Consider the following 17,774-nt stretch of genomic DNA (forward strand, 5'->3'; position numbering starts at 1 on the left):
TTATTGATGATAAAGCAATGGTCTTCTTCTTCACTTTTGATCAAAAAACAAACAGAAATGAAGAAAACACTTATATTTTTTTCCATGATCCTATCGGCTTATTGCTGCTCAGGGCAATCCATTGATACCGCGGCTCTCGGGATCCTTCAGAAATCCCATGACAGACTGGCCAGGATAAAATCGCTTAATTATCGGATGACTAAACTCGATACCATGATCAGGGGTGGATGGCCCAGAGTGGTTAGGTCGGAGGTAAACGGGACCATAAGCAAAAACAGAGACTGGCTTATCTATTTTGAGGACCTTTCGGTATGGCTTGTGCGTAATGATACCTTATACAAAAAGAAGTCTCCGCAAGCAACTGCCACTTATACTACCGAGTGGAACAGCCATGATCTCGCCACTTTTAACCCCTATAACATCCTGGGTAAGGAACGACCTCTTCTGAATAAGTACGATGACTCGATCAGGTTTGTCTCCGGGTCTGAAAAGGAAAAGTTTTATGTTATAGATATAGTCCGGAAAAAGATTGATTACGGAACGATTGATATTATCAGCAAGCGATACTACAACCGGTATTGGATCGACAAGAAAAACCTCTTGCCGGTAAGAAGAATGATGTATTCTAAATGGCTGGAAAGTGGAAAAGAGGCAATCGATATCTATGATTTTTCTTTGTCCATCCCTACATCCGATACGGAGGCTTCTGTCACTTCAGCATTTCTATCCGGGCCGGTAAAAAAGGAATTGGATAAAAACAACTATGAAACTTTGAGGATAGGAAGCTTTGCTCCTAAGTTTTCTGCAGTCAATGTAAGGAACGGAAGGCCGGTGTCGCAAGAATTGCTCAAGGGCAAGGTTGTACTGCTGGATTTCTGGTACCTCTCCTGCATGCCATGCAAGGTTCTGATCCCCAAGATCCAGCGGCTGCAGGAGAAATTTAAAAATGAAGATGTCGCCATCGTTGGGATCAATGTGCGTGATACTTCTGCCAAAGAGATCAGGGAATTCTTAAAGGAAAGGAAAATCTTATTTTCGCAATACTATATGGCGGAATCGATGAAGACTGATTACAAGCTATATGCTTTTCCTACTACAATGATTATTGGAAGGGATGGGCAGGTGAAACTGGTAGAAATTGGGGAAGGTGAGGACACGGAGCAAAAGCTAGAACAGGCAATCAGAAAAGAACTGAAATTACAACCTAATTTTAGTGGACGATGAAATATGGGTTTCACATATATTTTTCGATCTTGCCGGCCTTTTCCCGCAATTGTAAAATGTCAAAAAGTAGCATCCTCCTTGTATTGATCTTTATGGCCTGCCAAAGCGTTTCTGGCAGACAAAAGCCAATGGATCATCATATTGGTGCAGGTTTTTCTGACGTCACGTTAAAGAAACGGGTGGCAGGAAAGATCTGCGATAGCTGTAGGGTAGATTTCGCAGTTGATGCCGAACCTGATTTTAGTTATGTAATGACAGGATCAGGGCATACGCCGGAACGGTTTTGTTGTGGGCGAAATGATAACGATCCTGCTTACGGAACATATAGCAGTGCTAAACACCTAATATCAACCGGGCTGATTGGGATAACCTTCCTGCCAAATTTTTTGATGGAAAAAGGAAAGCGGGTTCGATATTTTCGTTCTTATGGAGGAGGGGATTACCGTAAGCTTGAATTTTCTGCAAAACAGAATGGCAAGACGATTAAATCCTGGATTCCGATTCTTGAGCTTGGGGAAGATAAAAATTACTCAATAGGTATGCCCAGCTTCCATGCAGGCACCTTTAACCTTCGCATTAACGACACCGTGGAGGTTACGGTAAGGGCCATTGAAACTAAAAAAATAGTGAAGACCATTACCGTTATCCGTGTAGAAGACAAGGCCAATAATTTCGCGTTTTATGAATTGCCGATGGAGAGTGATGATTTTAGCATCAATTTACAAAACATTCTAAATCTGACTTCGGGTATACCTAAAGTGGAGCAGGGACGTAAATCCAATCTTTTTAAGAAGGACTACGGTACCATCGGCATGTTAAGATTTATTGAACTGGGGAATGACGAACTTCAGTACGCTTTTGAAAAAGAACCTGGTCGATGGAAGTCGATAAAGGGATTGAATGCGGAGAACTCGGCTTATATTGTTCTTGGAAGTGAGATGCCTGCTGGAAAGGCGCAGGATCTCTATCTTAGGTATAGTAGTCAACCTGAGACGATCCATAAGATCACCATCCTCGTTCAGCCTAAGCCATTTCAAGTTTCCTGGGGAAAGGTAGCATTGATTAGTCTACTCTTGTTGATCGCCGGGGGGATATGGTTTTACCTCCTGGACAGGAGGAATAAGAGGAAGCTCGCGAAGATGAAACGTAAGAGCGAGGATACGGAGGCGAGGCTTTTATTGCTGAGCGGACAGCTAAACCCCCATTTTCTCTTCAATTCACTGAATGCGATTCAGGGTGTGTTCAATAGTCGTGACCCTGAGCGAGCAAACGCATACATTGGAAATGTCGCCGGATTTATGCGCAATATAATGAACAACGGTAGGAAAGAATTTATATCCCTGCAGGAAGAATTGCAAATTGAAGAGGATTACCTAATGTTGGAACGGGAAAGAATGCTCTTTTCTTATTTAATAGATGTCTCCGCGGAAATTCAGACCTCAATGATCGATTTTCCGCCCTTACTATTGCAGCCTGTGCTGGAGAACAGTATCCGGCACGCCTTTAACAGGGATATTGTTTCGCCGATGATTCACATCAGGATCTTTAGCGATGGCGGCACACTGTATGTTGATATTGCTGACAATGGAAACACCGGTTGGGACAGTGCCGCGGTAATTGAAGGCCATGGCTTATCTTTAATCAGAAAACGTATGGCTGTATATAACGATAAACTTGAGGCCATGTCCATTGATATGCAGATAAACTATGAGGAAGGAACCGGAACAATGACTAGATTTACGCTTCAAAACTGGCTCTCATGAATAATCTGTCCTGTTTTATCCTGGATGACGAACCAAATGCTGTCGAAACGCTATCCCAGTTGTTGGGCAACTATTGTCCCCATCTGACAATTGCCGGTAGTGCGAATTCAGTAAAACATGCGATGGAATTTCTGAAGGATCATGTTGTTGACATTCTTTTCCTGGACATCAAGATGCAGCAGGAAACCGGATTTGACCTGCTGGAACAGTTGCCGGAGCATAAAGCACATGTTATATTCGTTACTGCACACGACGAATACGGGATACAGGCCATCAAATTTTCTGCGACAGACTATCTGCTAAAGCCAGTGATACCGAGGGACCTGATCGCTGCGGTACACAAAGTTGGTCAGCAGAAAAGTTCGCAGGCCGAGCAACTTGCGATGCTGTTGCAGTCTTATAGGCGCCAGGGGGACAATACACAGAAAAGAATAGCCCTGCCTGATCAGCATGAGATCAGGTATGTGCTGATAGAAAATATCATTTGCTGCGGGGCTGACAATACCTACACCAGTTTTTACATCAAAGGGGAGAAGAACCCGATTGTGGTTTCGAAACCTATTTCTGACTATGAGCAGATCCTCAGCATTTACGGCTTTATCCGGATCCACCAGTCATGGCTGATCAACAGAAACCATATCGACTCTTTTAAAAAGGCGGATGGTGGCTATTTGATTATGGTCAATAAAATGAGTGTACCTGTAAGCAGGCAGCGAAAGCATCTCCTGAGAGAGCTATGACGATTTGTTTGTTTTTTTAATTGTTGTGATGCGCTTCAAGATCAGGGATAATATTGATGCATAAACTACATAGGCCACAAAAATAAAGTATCCGGATTGCAAAGTAGTATTGTTTTGGGTCACTGTGGACAATAACTCCTCCTGTATGTTTAAATTCGAAAGCTGGCTTTTTAGGATTCCGTTTAACCCGATATACGTCATTCCAACACCGACAACCATTACATCAGCCATATCCCATTTTCCTAAATCAAAGGCTAAAAACCGAACCAGCTTGTTTTCAGCATATTTATCTCTTCCCCAGATCAGTATCCCTTTACCGATCATTCGCAGTAGCGGCAGGATCACCACGAACAGGAATATAAGGATACCAACCAATACCGCATCCGGTTTAGGCTCATGGATCAGGGCCAGAATAATGCCATTTATGCTCTTACTCTGAAAAAATAAAACCTGATTGGTAAAAGATAACTTTTCACTGAGCAGTGTAAAGTTAAGCGATTCAATGCGGGCATCTACCTCTATAACCGTCGCGGTAATCCCGACTAGTAAAAGCACTAGTGCAAACAACAGCGACAAGATATAGAGTGTGGTATGCAGCTTCGTGTGGTTCCTCATCAGCCACCACAGACAAAGCGCCAGAAATGCAGAGCCCACCATTGCAATGGTGTAATTGTTAGTTTGTGTACGGATAGCGGTCAGCTGTGCTTTTACGGTCTGCTCAAATGCAGCAGCATTATTCACCTTGTATTTGCGATAAATGTTCCTCGTCACCGTTACACTGGCCGGTTCAGTGTTGTCATAAGTTTGTTTTTCCAGCTGGTCAATTTTACTGCTTATTATACCTTTTAACCTTTTCTGACTTGCAGGCCTGTTGACGCGGTTGACAATGGTGCTGGCAAATGCAGGTACCTGGGCATGGATCTCGTCCGGATCTACGAGCGCATTGAATGCCAGTTTTTTGAGTTTGCCGCCCAGGCTCTTTTGAGGCTTGTTGATCTCTGCAACAGCGGTATTGACAAGCCGGTGCAATTGTTTTTCAACCTTCTCCCGGAGCGCCTGCTTCTGTTCTGTAGTCATGTTAAAATCGTTGATTTTTCCATCTACGATTGAAGCGATCTTTTCCCTCCACTGATCTACGGAGAAAATACCAAAGGTGATGCTATTGGCTACACTGTAATCTTCTTTTAGCCTTTCCCGCTGACTGGAAAGCTGAGATATACGGAAGCCCAAATAAGCTTCTCCGCAGAGCAGCAGACCGATTCCTATGATCAGGAGGATGCCGGCAATACCCGTTTTTCTAGTCGCAGTCATGTGGAGAAATGAATTTTAGTATGGTCGACAAAATAAGCCCGTACAATACGAAACTGATAAAGATGATGAAGCCTGGCTGCAGTGCAGTATTATTGGTGGTAATGACGGTTAAGTCGGCGCTCTTGATGTTCAGGCTTCTCAACTGACTTTCCAGCAAGCCATTCAAGCCAATGTAAACCATCAATATCGCGATAACGATCACATCTGCCATACTCCATTTTCCTGACTGGAAAGCAAAATATTTGATGACCCTGTTCTCGGCAATCCTTTTACCGCTCAGCAGGTGGATACCTGTTGCGCTGAGTTTCATTACAGGGAACAAGATGCTAAAAATCAGGATCAATACCCCGACGAGTACCGAGTCTATAGCTGTTTGTCCTAACAATACACTCACGACATCAAGGATACTCTTGCTTTGGAAAAAGAGTACCTGGTTTTTGAAGGTGACGTGCTCGCCGAGGAGCATAAAATCCAGGGTCTGGATCCGGGCATCCACTTCAATCATTGAGGCGGTCAGACCTACAGCCAGCAGTATAAAAGCAAACATCAGGGACATGATAAAAAGTGTGGCGTGCAGGTCAACCCGTTTTCTGAAAATCCACCAGAGTGATAACACAATAGCAATACAGCCCAGCATGGCAAATGAATAGCTGTAAGTCGCGGTCTTGATGCGGCCGAGTGTTGAGATCAGCACCTTGTTCAATTGGTCAGTTGACGATACACGGTATTTTTCAAACACCTTATCGGTTGCTTTTTTTGTTGCCGCCACCGTGCTGTCCAGGTATTCAGCGCGCTGCAGTGAGTCGAATTTGGACATGGCCATCCTGCTCAGGTGGTTTTTATTTCCCCGGTTGTCCACCTTTGCCAGGATTTTTTCGGCGAATTCAGGCGCCTGAGCCCTGATCTTATCCGTGTTGACGAAAGTTTTAATGGCGAATTTCTTGATTTTTCCACCCAGGGTCTTTTTCGGTTTGTTTACCAGCGCTTCGGCCTTGTCAATTAGTGCGATTACCGTTTGTTCCACCTCCTTTCGGAGTTCTTTCTTTTGTTTTGGGCTTAGGCTAAAATCCCGGATCTGGTGCTCGACAATTCCGGAAACCTTGTCCCGCCACTGTTCTACCGAGAACAATCCAAACGTGATGTTATTGATGTTGGAGTATTCCGTCTTGATTTCTTCCTGTTGCTCTGAAAGCCCATGCAGCCGGAAAGCAAAATACCCTTCCGCACACAATAAAATTGTGAGGCCGAAAATCAGCAGGAGTCTTGAGACAAGCGTTTTCTTCCTTGAGGTAGTGGTTTCGTGCATCGGCGACAGCGGTTCTTAGTTTATCAAGTGATGAACAAACCCCGGTTCGAATTGTTTTTTCATTAAAATCATTTATCTTGTAGGGCATATCAATATGCTGCCCATGTCAGTTCCTAAATCAGCTCAGTCTTCCACAAATCTAAGCAGTGGGTTTTATCAGTTCCTGACTAAAACCAATGATCTGGCCATTATCATAGACCATAATCTGACCATACTGTATAAAAATCCGAAGGCAGCAGTACGAATCAGCGAAAACAAACTCCAAGCGGTAATTTCCTCCGACCACAAAAAGGAATTCGGGCTTTTACTGAATAAAATGATTGTCAAGGACATCGAAACGTGTCAGATCAGGATGCAGTTTACAGATGGCGTATGGTACGAATGCCAGCTGACCAATCTACTGGATGACGAAGAGGTAAAAGGTATTGTATGTATCCTGAAGGAAGATGTCAACAATAACCACCTAGGTGATGAACAACCCGGAACAGAGCATTTCTACCGTACCATCACAGACAATATTCCCGCAATCATTGCATACTGGACCGCAGATCTACGGTGCATGTTTGCCAATAAAGCCTATCTTTCATTTTTTGGTAAAACTGAGACTGAAGTCTACAATTCAAGAATTGATCAACTGTTTACCAGAACACAAATATCAAAACACGAACAATATATGGAGCAGGCCTTGCAGGGTCATGCCCAGAGATTTGAACGGATACTGGAAAGAGAAGGGAAAGAAGACAGCATCATCCTCACCGAATATGTGCCAGATGTGGAAGATGGACATATTATGGGATTTTATACGCTGATCCACGACATTACCGATCTTAAACTGACCGAGCATGAATTGGCATTGAAGAACGAAAGAGAACTATTTAACAGCAAAATCAGCCAGGTGTTTGCTAAAGGAGGAGATTTAAATACCATCCTTTCCGGAGTGCTGAAAAAGCTCGTTGCATATGGTAATTTCTTGGTGGCAGAAGTCTGGATGGTCGGTACCGATACCCAATTTCTATCCCTTGCCGCACATTTTGCACTGACAGATACTGCCGAAAGTTTTTACCACAACAATGAAGGATTTAAAATAAAAAAAGACGGATCAGGGTTTATACGAAGCATTTGGAAAACAGGAAGGGCTAAGCACCTGATCAACCTGGGGCAGCATGAAAGCTTTTTGCGAAAAGATACAGCTCAGGCCGCCGGATTAAAGTCGGCCTACGGGGTGCCAATGATAGACAATGCAGGCCATGTTTTAGGCGTGGTGATGATGGGTATGGATACCAATACCCCACCTGACCAGCGCTTTATACAGCTTGTAGGAAACATCAGCACACATTTGGCAGCAGAAATCATCAGGAAAAAACTTGAACTTGAATTAGAGCAGATATTTAATTATGCTCCCGATGTTATCGCCATTGCAGGCACAGATGGATTTTATAAAAAAGTAAACCCTGCGATGACAATACTGCTTGGTTATTCCGAATCTGAGCTCTTGAGCAAGCCTTTTACCTCATTCATACATGCAGACGATCTGGAGCATACTATTGATGGATTTCAAGATGTAACGGAGGGGAGGGCCGTGCATTATTTTGAAAACAGGCTGATCAAAAAAGATGGAAAACAAATCTGGCTTGCCTGGGATGTTACATCAGCTACCGAAAATGGATTGATATTCTGTGTCGCCAAAGACATAACAGAAAGGAAAATTTATGAGCAGGAGCTGATTACATTAAATCAAAAGCTTGAGCAGCAAAATAAACAACTCCGGGACATTTCCTGGATCCAGTCACATGAGGTAAGAGCGCCAACAGCAAGAATTCTTGGCATCATCAATATTATTGAATCAGATAAGACCTCTTTAAATGATGAACTCAAAGAGCTGCTGACCTTCTTAAAGAGTTCGGCCCTTGAACTGGATGAAGTTATCGCAAAAATCACAGCGTTATCAAGCGCCAAACAACAAAGCTAGCTGGACTGCGGGTTACTCCATCAATGATTTATTAAAAGCTACAAATAATCTGAACAAGTCTTTAAACTCAGTGAGCGGAAGGGTGCTGGCTTTGTCATTGATGTCATGATAGGCATCAATACCTCCCTGGGTATAAATGAAAAATGCCGGAACACCTTTTTCTGCAAAGAAAAAATGGTCGCTATTTGCCGCTTTGCCTCTTGAATTGATTTTGCTCAGGTATTGGTTATCATCGTTGATGCGGTTTAATAAGGCAAATTCCCGCGGGTGACTGGTTGCATTAACCACGGTAATACCGCTTTCTCCCGTTCCAACCATATCCACATTAATGAGGAAACGGATGCTTCCCAGCGGAACGAGGGGGTGCTCTGTAAAGTACTTAGAGCCTACCAATCCTGGTTCTTCTGCCGCAAAGCAAATGAAACCCATGGTGTAGGGCTGAGGATTGGCTGCGTAATATTTGGCCAGACTCAGAAGAAAACTCACACCACTGGCATTGTCATTAGCCCCCGGAAACCAGGTTTCATTTCCCATTCCTCCTAAATGATCATAGTGGGCAGTAATGATCACTATGGAATCAGGCTTTTTTGTTCCTCTGACAACTCCGCAAAGATTAGCAGCCTTAAACTCCGGAATAAATAAATTTTCTATGTCGATGCTATAATTTAAAGGAACGCTGTTGATCGCTTTTTTTGCTATCTGAATGCCTGTGTAATCTGCCTTTTCCTGTGAGGCAGTCCAAGTTAGTTTGTCTTTGAGTTCAAAGAGGACTTTATTTTCCGGGTCCATGAAAGTGACACTGTCGACCTTTTGCAGTTTTCCTATGGCAGTTTCCCCGATGCTTTCCGCAAGGACAATAAAGTCCTGGCCGGGTTTAAGGGCTTTGCCATTAACCATGACATGCATTTTTCCAGGAAAGGTATTGATGGGAACTGTAAATGGCTGCCGGAAATCTTTTCCGTCCATAGGTTTTAGCCCATAGGATTTGAATTCTGAAGCTATGAAGTCGGCTGCTTTGTCCAATCCATTCCTGGTATATCCTCGTCCCCACATGTCCTTAGCGCTCAGTCGTTCTATGGTTTTGTGCGCCGCGGGCAGATTCTGCGATAAAGCCTGCCGCGCAAATAGCAGGCACAAAATGGCCAGGTATTTCTTCATCATCAGCTTAAGTTTAATTTGTGTGTGAAAGTAAATATAACTAATCCCCGTTAAATGCGCTTGTAGTCAAACACATCTGTTGAATATTTGTTATGACAGGATTAAACATAAATTATGGATCTTCGCTCTAATGAGCCGTTTTGGCTGGTAAAAAATGGTATAATTCATGCCTATCCTTCTTTAAGAGAAAATACAGCATGTGAAGTTCTGGTAGTGGGTAGTGGAATTACAGGTTCACTGATGGCCCATGCCTGCATGGAGAAGGGTTATGATACGCTATTGATTGATAAGCGTGAGGTTGGAAATGGAAGCACATCTGCAACAACATCTATGCTGCAATACGAAATTGATGTGCCTTTATATGAGTTGAAAGAAATGATTGGAGAACAGGGGGCGGTGGCCAGTTACCTTGCCTGTAAAGATTCAATTTATAAACTGGAGGAGCTGGTTCGGCAAATTGGCTCCTGTTGTGAATTTGAAAAGAAACAATCGCTTTATTTTGCTGGCAGGGCAAAGGATCTAAAATGGCTTAAAAAAGAATACGAAGCAAGAGTTGGTGCAGGGATAAAAGTGAAGTGGCTGGAGAAACAGAAGATTTACGAGTCTTATGGAATTGTAGCTGAAGGAGGGATACTTTCTGAAGATGGGGCCAGTGTGGATGCATTTTGCCTGGCGCATGACTTGTTGCATTATAATAGCAAAAGAGGGTTACGGGTCTTTGATAAGACCGGGCTGAAAAAAGTAAAGTATGAGAAAGAAGGCATAAATGTGCTGTTGGAAACAGGCGCTGAAATCAAGGCTAAAAAAATCATTTACTGTACTGGGTATGAAACTCAGGCGATGCTTCCAGAGAAAGTTGTGAAGCTGAAAAGTACATATGCCATGATCAGCGAGAAAAATAACCATTACCCGGAGATTTGCAAAAACACCTTATTCTGGAATACTGATGCACCTTACCTGTATATGAGGACGACCGCAGATGGAAGGCTACTGGTAGGTGGAGAGGATGAGGATTTTAAAAATGCAATGCGCAGGGACTTGCTGATAGGACGGAAGCGCGATAAACTGCTGAAAACGCTCAAGAAATACTTGCCGGATACCGAGTTTATTGATGATTTCTGCTGGGCAGGTACTTTTGGAGAAACAAAAGACGGTCTGCCTTATATCGGAGCGCATCCTAAATTTCCCGATAGTTATTTTGTATTGGGCTTTGGTGGCAATGGAATTACATTTTCTGTTTCTGGCATGGATATTATCATGGAAATGATGGAAGGGAAGCCGAATTTGCTTGCCCATTATTTCAGATTTGGCCGTTAAACGGATGTTAAAAATTTATAGCGAAAATGTAAAAAAATTAAAAACGTATTGCACAACTCAATTTTTATTTAAACCTTTGCGCCACAACTCATTTAAATAATTATTATACACAGAAAATGATCAAACACGCAGTGCATAAACTTTCTATTGTTGAAGCAAAGAATATTGCTTCAAGAAGTCTGTTTATTGAACGTTTACAACCCGTGTTTTTTGTGACTACGAACCGGCAAACCTATACGCCGCGGATCTGAGTAAATTCCTTTTACCAGGTCATTTACGAAGAGGATTGCCTCTCAAAAAACAATTAATCAGAACATTTATATTTTTTCGTTATCATATTAATGAATATAAACGATTTTATAGTGCAAGTTGCACTTCCTGAACATCGTGTCTTTGCAGAAGAAATTTGTGAGGAGATGGCAGAGTCTGCCAAAGCACGAGGTACGGGTATCGCAAAACGATCTCCTGATTACGTAGCCGGTAAAATGGCTGATGGTAAAGCAGTGATCGCATTTCATAAAGATGGCTCATGGGCAGGGTTTTGTTATATCGAAACCTGGAGTCATGGACAGTTTGTTGCCAATTCAGGTCTTGTTGTGAGTCCGAAATACCGTAAGGTAGGACTGGCAAATGCCATTAAGCATAAGATTTTTGCACTCTCAAGACAGAAATATCCTAAGGCGAAGATCTTTGGCTTGACCACCGGTCTGGCCGTGATGAAGATCAACTCTGATCTGGGTTATGAGCCTGTTACCTATTCTGAACTTACCCAGGATGAAGAATTCTGGAAGGGTTGTCAGAGTTGTGTGAACTTTGAGATCCTGAAGATGAAGGAGCGTAAAAACTGTATGTGTACAGCTATGCTCTATGATCCTGTGGAGCAAAAGCACGAAGTGGCCAAGAAATTTGCAGAAGAACTTCAGCAAAAACCTAAGTTGTATGAGCGTTTCATGCGCATCAAACAGAGGCTGGTAGTGAAGACTAAGCCACAGAGTAAGAAAGGATTGAAATCCTTGTTTTTATTGTTTACCATTTTATTTAAATAGCTGTTATATTAAGATGAAGAAGAAAGTTGTTTTAGCTTTTAGCGGAGGTTTAGATACCTCATTTTGTTGTATTTACCTTGCTCAGGACCGTGATTTAGAGGTGCATTCTGTAATTGTAAATACCGGTGGTTTTTCTGATGAGGAATTACAGGAAATAGAAAAACGTGCGTACGCCCTGGGTGTAGCTTCTCATGCTGTAGTAGATGAAACCACAAATTATTATGATAGCTGTATTAAATATCTGGTATATGGTAACGTGCTGAAAAATGCTACTTATCCGCTTTCTGTGAGTGCAGAACGTGTAAGCCAGGCGACAGCGATTGCCAATTATGTGAAAAAAATCGGAGCGGATTATGTAGCTCATGGAAGTACAGGTGCGGGTAATGATCAGGTTCGTTTTGACATGATCTTTAACATCATCATTCCTGAAGTAGAGATCATCACGCCGATCAGAGATTTGAAATTGTCCCGCGAGGCAGAAATAGAATATTTAGCCGCTCATGGTGTAGAATATAGTGCTGAAAAAGCAAGATATTCTATCAATAAAGGCTTATGGGGGACATCGGTAGGGGGTAAAGAAACCCTTACTTCTAACGAAACCTTGCCGGAAGAGGCATGGCCTACCCAGGTTTCTGAAACTGCAGCACGTAAACTGGAGCTTACTTTTGAAAAAGGTGAATTGGTAGCCATCGATGGTGAGCGATCAGAGCCGGTAAGGGCAATTCAGAAACTTCAGGCTATTGCACAACCTTATGGTATTGGAAGAGATATCCATGTCGGAGATACCATTATCGGGATCAAAGGTCGTGTTGGATTTGAGGCTGCTGCACCAATTGTGATCATCAAAGCACACCATACACTTGAAAAACACACGTTGACCAAATGGCAGCTTTCATGGAAAGAGCAATTGTCTTCTTTCTATGGCAACTGGCTGCATGAAGGTCAGTTCCATGATCCGATCATGCGTAACATAGAGGCGTTTTTAGCTGATACACAGAAAACCGTAACCGGAAAAGTATTTGTAGAGTTATTACCGTATCGTTTCAACATCATCGGTATAGAATCTGCACATGACCTGATGAGCAACAAGTTTGGCAGTTACGGAGAGATGAACAATGCATGGAGCGGTGAGGATGTAAAGGGTTTCTCTAAGATTTTTGGCAACCAGGTGATGATCTGGCATAAAGTGAACAGTGATGAAAAAAATTAAAGCAGGTATAGTCGGCGGTGCCGGATATACCGGCGGAGAAATGCTTCGTTTGCTGGTAAATCACCCATCGGTTGATATTGTATTTGTAAACAGTAACAGCAATGCCGGGAATTTGATTTCCGATGTGCATACTGACTTGTTTGGGGATACAGATCTGCGTTTTACAGGCGAGCTTTCTTCTGATATTGACGTCTTGTTCTTATGCGTAGGACATGGCGATGCAAAGAAATTTCTGGATGCAAATCTTGTCGCTGATGGCATAAAGATCATTGATCTGAGTCAGGATTTCAGACTGAAAGCAAATGCGGGAACAGAATGGGTGTATGGATTGCCTGAACTGAACAGAGACCGAATTAAACAGTCGGATTTTATTGCTAATCCCGGGTGTTTTGCAACTTGTATTCAGCTCGGATTACTTCCTTTGGCGGCTAAAGGACTGATAAAAGGTGAAGTGCATATTAATGCGACAACCGGATCTACTGGTGCTGGACAGAGTTTGTCGACCACCTCACATTTCAGCTGGAGAAATAATAATCTTTCGGTTTACAAAGCATTTGAACATCAGCATTTAAATGAAATCGGGGAGAGCTTGTCACAACTGACACCTGGATTTGATCAGGTGTTGAATTTTATTCCTCAGAGAGGTGATTTTACAAGAGGTATTTTAGCGGCGATGTACCTGGAAAGCGATCTGAGTGCAGAAGAAGCACAGAGACTTTATGAAAGTTATTATGCTGACCATGTTTTTACTCATGTAAGCAAAAAAAATATTGACTTAAAACAAGTGGTGAATACCAATAAGGGATTGGTGCATGTGGAGAAACATGGAGGTAAGCTGTTTGTGGTAAGTATTATAGATAATTTGTTGAAAGGTGCCAGTGGACAGGCAGTGCAGAACATGAACCTCATGTTTGGATTGCCTGAAAGCGAAGGGCTACGGCTTAAGGCAGCGGCTTTTTAAGCTGCTGCGCTATTTTCCTTTCATCAACGATTATCAATTATTTACACAATAAAAGTTAGTATATCATGAACTTATTCGACGTATACCCATTAAATAATATAGAAATAACAAAAGCATCTGGCAGTAATGTCTGGGATGCTGAAGGACAACAATACCTGGATCTTTACGGTGGTCATGCCGTAATTTCCATAGGCCATACCCACCCTCATTACGTAGCCCGTTTGACGGAGCAGCTAAATAAGGTTGGTTTTTACTCCAATTCTGTTAAAATTCCTTTGCAGGTCCAACTGGCAGAGAAACTTGGACAAGTGTCTGGAAAAGCTGACTATCAGTTGTTTTTGTGTAATTCTGGTGCAGAGGCAAATGAAAATGCGCTAAAACTTGCTTCGTTTTATAATGGCAGAAAAAAAGTGATCGCTTTTAAAGGTGCCTTTCATGGCAGAACTTCTTTGGCAGTTTCTGCAACTGACAACCCAAAAATTATTGCTCCTGTAAACGAAACAGACAATATCATTTTTCTTCCACATAATGATGAAGCGTCGCTAACGCAGGCTTTTGAATCGTACGGTAATGAAATAACTGCGGTAATTATTGAAGGTATACAGGGTGTGGGTGGCATCAAGGAGGCTTCTGTAAGCTTTCTTAAATTGATCCGTTCGTTGTGCGATCAGTACAATGCGGTATATATCGCTGACAGTGTACAGTGTGGTTATGGCAGAACGGGTAAATTCTATTCTCATGACTATGCAGGTGTGGATGCTGATGTATACACGATGGCTAAGGGAATGGGCAATGGTTTCCCTGTAGCAGGGATTTCAATAGCGCCTAAGTTTAAACCTTGGCATGGTATGCTCGGGACTACTTTTGGTGGAAATCATCTGGCTTGTGCAGCTGCGCTTGCTGTCCTGGAAATCATTGAACAGGACAACCTGATGAAAAATGCAGAAGAAGTTGGGACTTACCTCATTACTGAACTTAAAAAAATAGCAGCAGTAAAAGAAGTACGCGGACGTGGTCTGATGATTGGGATAGATCTTCCCGAGGACATGTCGAACGTAAAGAAAGACCTGCTTTTCAAATATAAAATCTTTACAGGAGAGGCAAAGCCTAATGTCATCAGACTTTTGCCTGCTTTAAATTTAACGAAAGATCATGCAGATCAGTTTTTAAATGAATTTAAAAAAGCTTTAAAAGGATGAACCAGTTTACTTCAGTAAATGATGTACAAGACATCAGCCAATTGATTAAAGACGCATTGGCGTTAAAGGAAAGCCCTTATGCGCATCAACACTTAGGGAAGAATAAAACCCTGGGGCTGGTGTTTTTAAATCCAAGCTTGAGAACACGCTTAAGTACTCAAAAAGCTGCGCTTAACCTGGGGATGAATGTGATGGTAATGAACATGGATAAGGAAGGCTGGGCATTGGAAACCCAGGACGGTGTGGTCATGAATGGAACAACCGTAGAGCATATTCGTGAGGCTGCGGCTGTTATGGGGCAGTATTGCGATATTCTGGGACTGCGTTCTTTTCCGAAGCTTGTGAACCGGGAAGAGGATTACAATGAGGATTTCTTCAGCAAATTCATAAAATATTGCAATGTACCCGTGGTGAGTTTAGAAAGCGCAACCCGACATCCTTTGCAAAGTCTGGCTGATCTGATCACCATCAAAGAAACCTGGAAAGGAGCTGCTAAGCCGAAAGTTGTACTTGCCTGGGCCCCGCACATTAAGGCATTGCCGCAGGCCGTTCCCAATTCATTCGCAGAGTGGATGAGCAAGGCGCAATCTTTAGGCATGCTCGATTTCACTATCGCACAACCTAAAGGTTATGAGTTGAGTGAGGAATTTACTCCGGGAGCTCATATTACACATGACCTTGATGAAGCCCTGTCCGGAGCGGATTATATTTATGTAAAAAATTGGTCGAGCTACAAAGAGTATGGAAAAGTATTGACTTATCCTGAAGGTTGGATGCTGAATAATGAGAAACTGAAGGGAACAAATGATGCTAAGGTAATGCACTGCCTTCCGGTACGCAGGGACCTGGAACTGTCTTCTGAAATATTGGACGGACCAAATTCGCTTGTGATACATGAAGCAGGAAACAGGCTATGGGCAGCGCAAGCCGTGCTAAAACAAATGCTGGAGCAGCTATGAACAAACTTAGTATCATCAAAATCGGCGGCAACGTCATAGATAACTCAGAAAAACTGCATCAGTTTTTACTTGATTTTACTGCGCTTCCAGGTGATAAGATCTTGATTCATGGGGGCGGTAAGATCGCTACTGAGCTTGGGACTTCATTGGGCATTGAAGCTAAAATGGTGGACGGCAGACGGATTACCGATATAGAAACATTGCGGATCGTAACCATGGTTTATGCAGGGCTCATCAATAAGAATATGGTGGCTCAGTTGCAGGATAAAGGTTGTAATGCCATCGGCCTGACAGGTGCTGATGGGAATATCATAAAGGCTGTAAAGCGTCCTGTGAAAGAGATTGATTATGGTTTTGTTGGTGATCTCAATGAGACTTCTGTGTCTTCAGAGATGATCGACAACCTTTTGAAAGCAGGACTAGTACCTGTTTTGTGTGCCATTACCCACGATGGGGAGGGGCAGCTTTTGAATACAAATGCAGATACTATTGCCTCTGCGGTAGCTGTGGCGATGTCTGATCAATATGAGACTTCATTGATCTATTGCTTTGAAAAAAAGGGAGTAATGCGTGACATCGATGATGACAATTCGCTTGTAGCTGAAATAAAAATGTCTGAGTTTGAGGGTTTAAAGAATGAAGGTGTTGTTTCCGGAGGAATGATCCCTAAATTGCACAATGCTTTTGAGGCAATAAAAAGTGGAGTTACAGCAGTATATATAGGAAAGGCAGATGAACTGTCATTAATAGATCAACATAATTTTGGAACGAGATTAATCAAATAAACATGAACCAGTTTAAAGGCAGTATTGCCATCTTAGGAAGCGGAAACATAGGTGTATCTTTAGCTAAAGGCCTGATTAAGGCCGACTACGCACAACCCAGTCAGATCACACTTACCCGTCGTAATATATCGAACCTAAGTGTGCTGGCTGAACAGGGTTTTGTGGTTAGTGCAGACAATTCTGCCGTTACTGCAAATGCTGATATCGTGGTACTGGCGGTGCTTCCTCAGCAATTGAACCAGTTGCTGGAGCAAATACGTCCTTCGGTTGATGCAAAAAAGCAGGTATTTATTTCGGTTGCCTCCGGTGTTAGCTGTGCGGATATCAGAAGTAAGCTTGGAGAAGACGTTCAGGTGATCAGGGCGATGCCTAACACTGCGATTGCCATCGGACAATCCATGACCTGTGTGGCTACCGATAGTGCTACAAAGGATAACGTGGAGGAGGTGATCAGAATGTTTGAGACTGTAGGTTCTGTGGTAAAGATCAATGAGGACCTGATGACCTCTGCAACGGCATTATGTGCATGTGGTATCGCTTTTTTCTTAAGGGCAATTAGAGCGGCTTCCCAGGGTGGGGTAGAAATTGGATTTCATGCCGATGAAGCCTTGAAAATGGCTGTTCAGACTGCAAAAGGAGCTGCAGATCTCTTGTTGCAAATGCAATCGCATCCTGAACAGGAGATCGATAAAGTAACATCACCTAAGGGTTGTACGATTGCCGGGCTGAATGAAATGGAGCACAATGGCTTTAGTTCTTCACTGATCAAAGGCATTAAACTTTCGGCAGTAAAAGCCGGGGCATTATATACAAAAGAATAATATTT

The 17,774-nt window shown here is 42.8% G+C and carries 15 protein-coding genes; 12 read left to right on the forward strand and 3 right to left on the reverse strand.

The features are described 5' to 3' along the window. Window positions 1-57: 57 nt before the first annotated feature. The 3 genes from R2Q78_RS07485 to R2Q78_RS07495 are packed head-to-tail and all read left to right on the forward strand — an operon-like array spanning window position 58 to window position 3,727. Complete coding sequence (locus R2Q78_RS07485; protein WP_316790417.1) at window positions 58-1,224, forward strand: TlpA disulfide reductase family protein; 1,167 nt, start codon at window positions 58-60, stop codon at window positions 1,222-1,224. Window positions 1,225-1,280: 56 nt separating this feature from the next. Then, window positions 1,281-2,987 carry a sensor histidine kinase gene (locus R2Q78_RS07490; protein WP_316790419.1) on the forward strand — a complete coding sequence of 569 codons (1,707 nt, stop codon included), beginning with the start codon at window positions 1,281-1,283 and terminating at the stop codon, window positions 2,985-2,987. Then, the gene (locus tag R2Q78_RS07495) at window positions 2,984-3,727 is read left to right on the forward strand and encodes a LytTR family DNA-binding domain-containing protein (protein ID WP_316790422.1); all 744 of its coding nucleotides are present in this window, start codon (window positions 2,984-2,986) and stop codon (window positions 3,725-3,727) included. Before R2Q78_RS07490 ends, R2Q78_RS07495 begins: the two co-directional genes overlap by 4 nt. Here R2Q78_RS07495 and R2Q78_RS07500 read toward each other — a convergent pair. Both R2Q78_RS07500 and R2Q78_RS07505 read right to left on the reverse strand, forming a co-directional pair. Then, window positions 3,722-5,038, reverse strand: a complete 1,317-nt coding sequence (locus R2Q78_RS07500) for a paraquat-inducible protein A (protein ID WP_316790424.1) — start codon at window positions 5,036-5,038, stop codon at window positions 3,722-3,724. The two genes, R2Q78_RS07495 and R2Q78_RS07500, sit on opposite strands and share 6 nt — an antisense overlap. Then, complete coding sequence (locus R2Q78_RS07505; protein WP_316790425.1) at window positions 5,025-6,344, reverse strand: paraquat-inducible protein A; 1,320 nt, start codon at window positions 6,342-6,344, stop codon at window positions 5,025-5,027. Before R2Q78_RS07505 ends, R2Q78_RS07500 begins: the two co-directional genes overlap by 14 nt. 103 nt (window positions 6,345-6,447) lie before the next feature. Here R2Q78_RS07505 and R2Q78_RS07510 point away from each other — a divergent pair, with 103 nt between their 5' ends. Further along, window positions 6,448-8,313, forward strand: a complete 1,866-nt coding sequence (locus R2Q78_RS07510) for a PAS domain S-box protein (protein ID WP_316790427.1) — start codon at window positions 6,448-6,450, stop codon at window positions 8,311-8,313. Window positions 8,314-8,325: 12 nt separating this feature from the next. Here the strand turns inward: R2Q78_RS07510 and R2Q78_RS07515 are convergent, their stop codons facing one another. Further along, window positions 8,326-9,474 (reverse strand): M28 family metallopeptidase, encoded by a 1,149-nt coding sequence (locus tag R2Q78_RS07515; RefSeq protein ID WP_316790428.1) that lies wholly within the window; start codon window positions 9,472-9,474, stop codon window positions 8,326-8,328. Between the two features lie 111 nt (window positions 9,475-9,585). Between R2Q78_RS07515 and R2Q78_RS07520 the strand changes: the two genes are divergently transcribed. The 8 genes from R2Q78_RS07520 (at window position 9,586) to proC (ending at window position 17,769) form a co-directional block, all read left to right on the forward strand. Then, on the forward strand, window positions 9,586-10,788 hold the full coding sequence (locus R2Q78_RS07520; protein ID WP_316790430.1) for an FAD-dependent oxidoreductase: 1,203 nt from the start codon (window positions 9,586-9,588) through the stop codon (window positions 10,786-10,788). 341 nt (window positions 10,789-11,129) lie between these two features. Continuing rightward, complete coding sequence (locus R2Q78_RS07525) at window positions 11,130-11,834, forward strand: GNAT family N-acetyltransferase (RefSeq protein WP_316790431.1); 705 nt, start codon at window positions 11,130-11,132, stop codon at window positions 11,832-11,834. Window positions 11,835-11,847: 13 nt separating this feature from the next. Beyond that, window positions 11,848-13,044 (forward strand): argininosuccinate synthase, encoded by a 1,197-nt coding sequence (gene argG, locus R2Q78_RS07530; RefSeq protein WP_316790433.1) that lies wholly within the window; start codon window positions 11,848-11,850, stop codon window positions 13,042-13,044. Continuing rightward, a complete protein-coding gene (argC, locus tag R2Q78_RS07535) occupies window positions 13,031-14,005 on the forward strand; it encodes an N-acetyl-gamma-glutamyl-phosphate reductase (protein ID WP_316790434.1) in 975 nt (324 codons plus the stop codon). The genes argG and argC overlap by 14 nt, the downstream gene beginning before the upstream one ends. A gap of 65 nt (window positions 14,006-14,070) precedes the next feature. Next, window positions 14,071-15,204, forward strand: coding sequence for an aspartate aminotransferase family protein (locus R2Q78_RS07540; RefSeq protein ID WP_316790436.1), 1,134 nt, complete (start codon window positions 14,071-14,073; stop codon window positions 15,202-15,204). Beyond that, window positions 15,201-16,163 carry an acetylornithine carbamoyltransferase gene (locus R2Q78_RS07545; protein ID WP_316790437.1) on the forward strand — a complete coding sequence of 321 codons (963 nt, stop codon included), beginning with the start codon at window positions 15,201-15,203 and terminating at the stop codon, window positions 16,161-16,163. Before R2Q78_RS07540 ends, R2Q78_RS07545 begins: the two co-directional genes overlap by 4 nt. After that, window positions 16,160-16,948: an acetylglutamate kinase gene (gene argB / locus R2Q78_RS07550; protein ID WP_316790439.1), complete on the forward strand. Its 789-nt coding sequence runs from the start codon at window positions 16,160-16,162 to the stop codon at window positions 16,946-16,948. The genes R2Q78_RS07545 and argB overlap by 4 nt, the downstream gene beginning before the upstream one ends. Before the next feature lie 2 nt (window positions 16,949-16,950). Next, window positions 16,951-17,769 (forward strand): pyrroline-5-carboxylate reductase, encoded by an 819-nt coding sequence (proC, locus tag R2Q78_RS07555; RefSeq protein WP_316790441.1) that lies wholly within the window; start codon window positions 16,951-16,953, stop codon window positions 17,767-17,769. Window positions 17,770-17,774 lie beyond the last annotated feature (5 nt).

The sequence above is a fragment of the Pedobacter frigoris genome (assembly GCF_032678645.1).
Lineage (GTDB): Bacteria > Bacteroidota > Bacteroidia > Sphingobacteriales > Sphingobacteriaceae > Pedobacter > Pedobacter frigoris_A.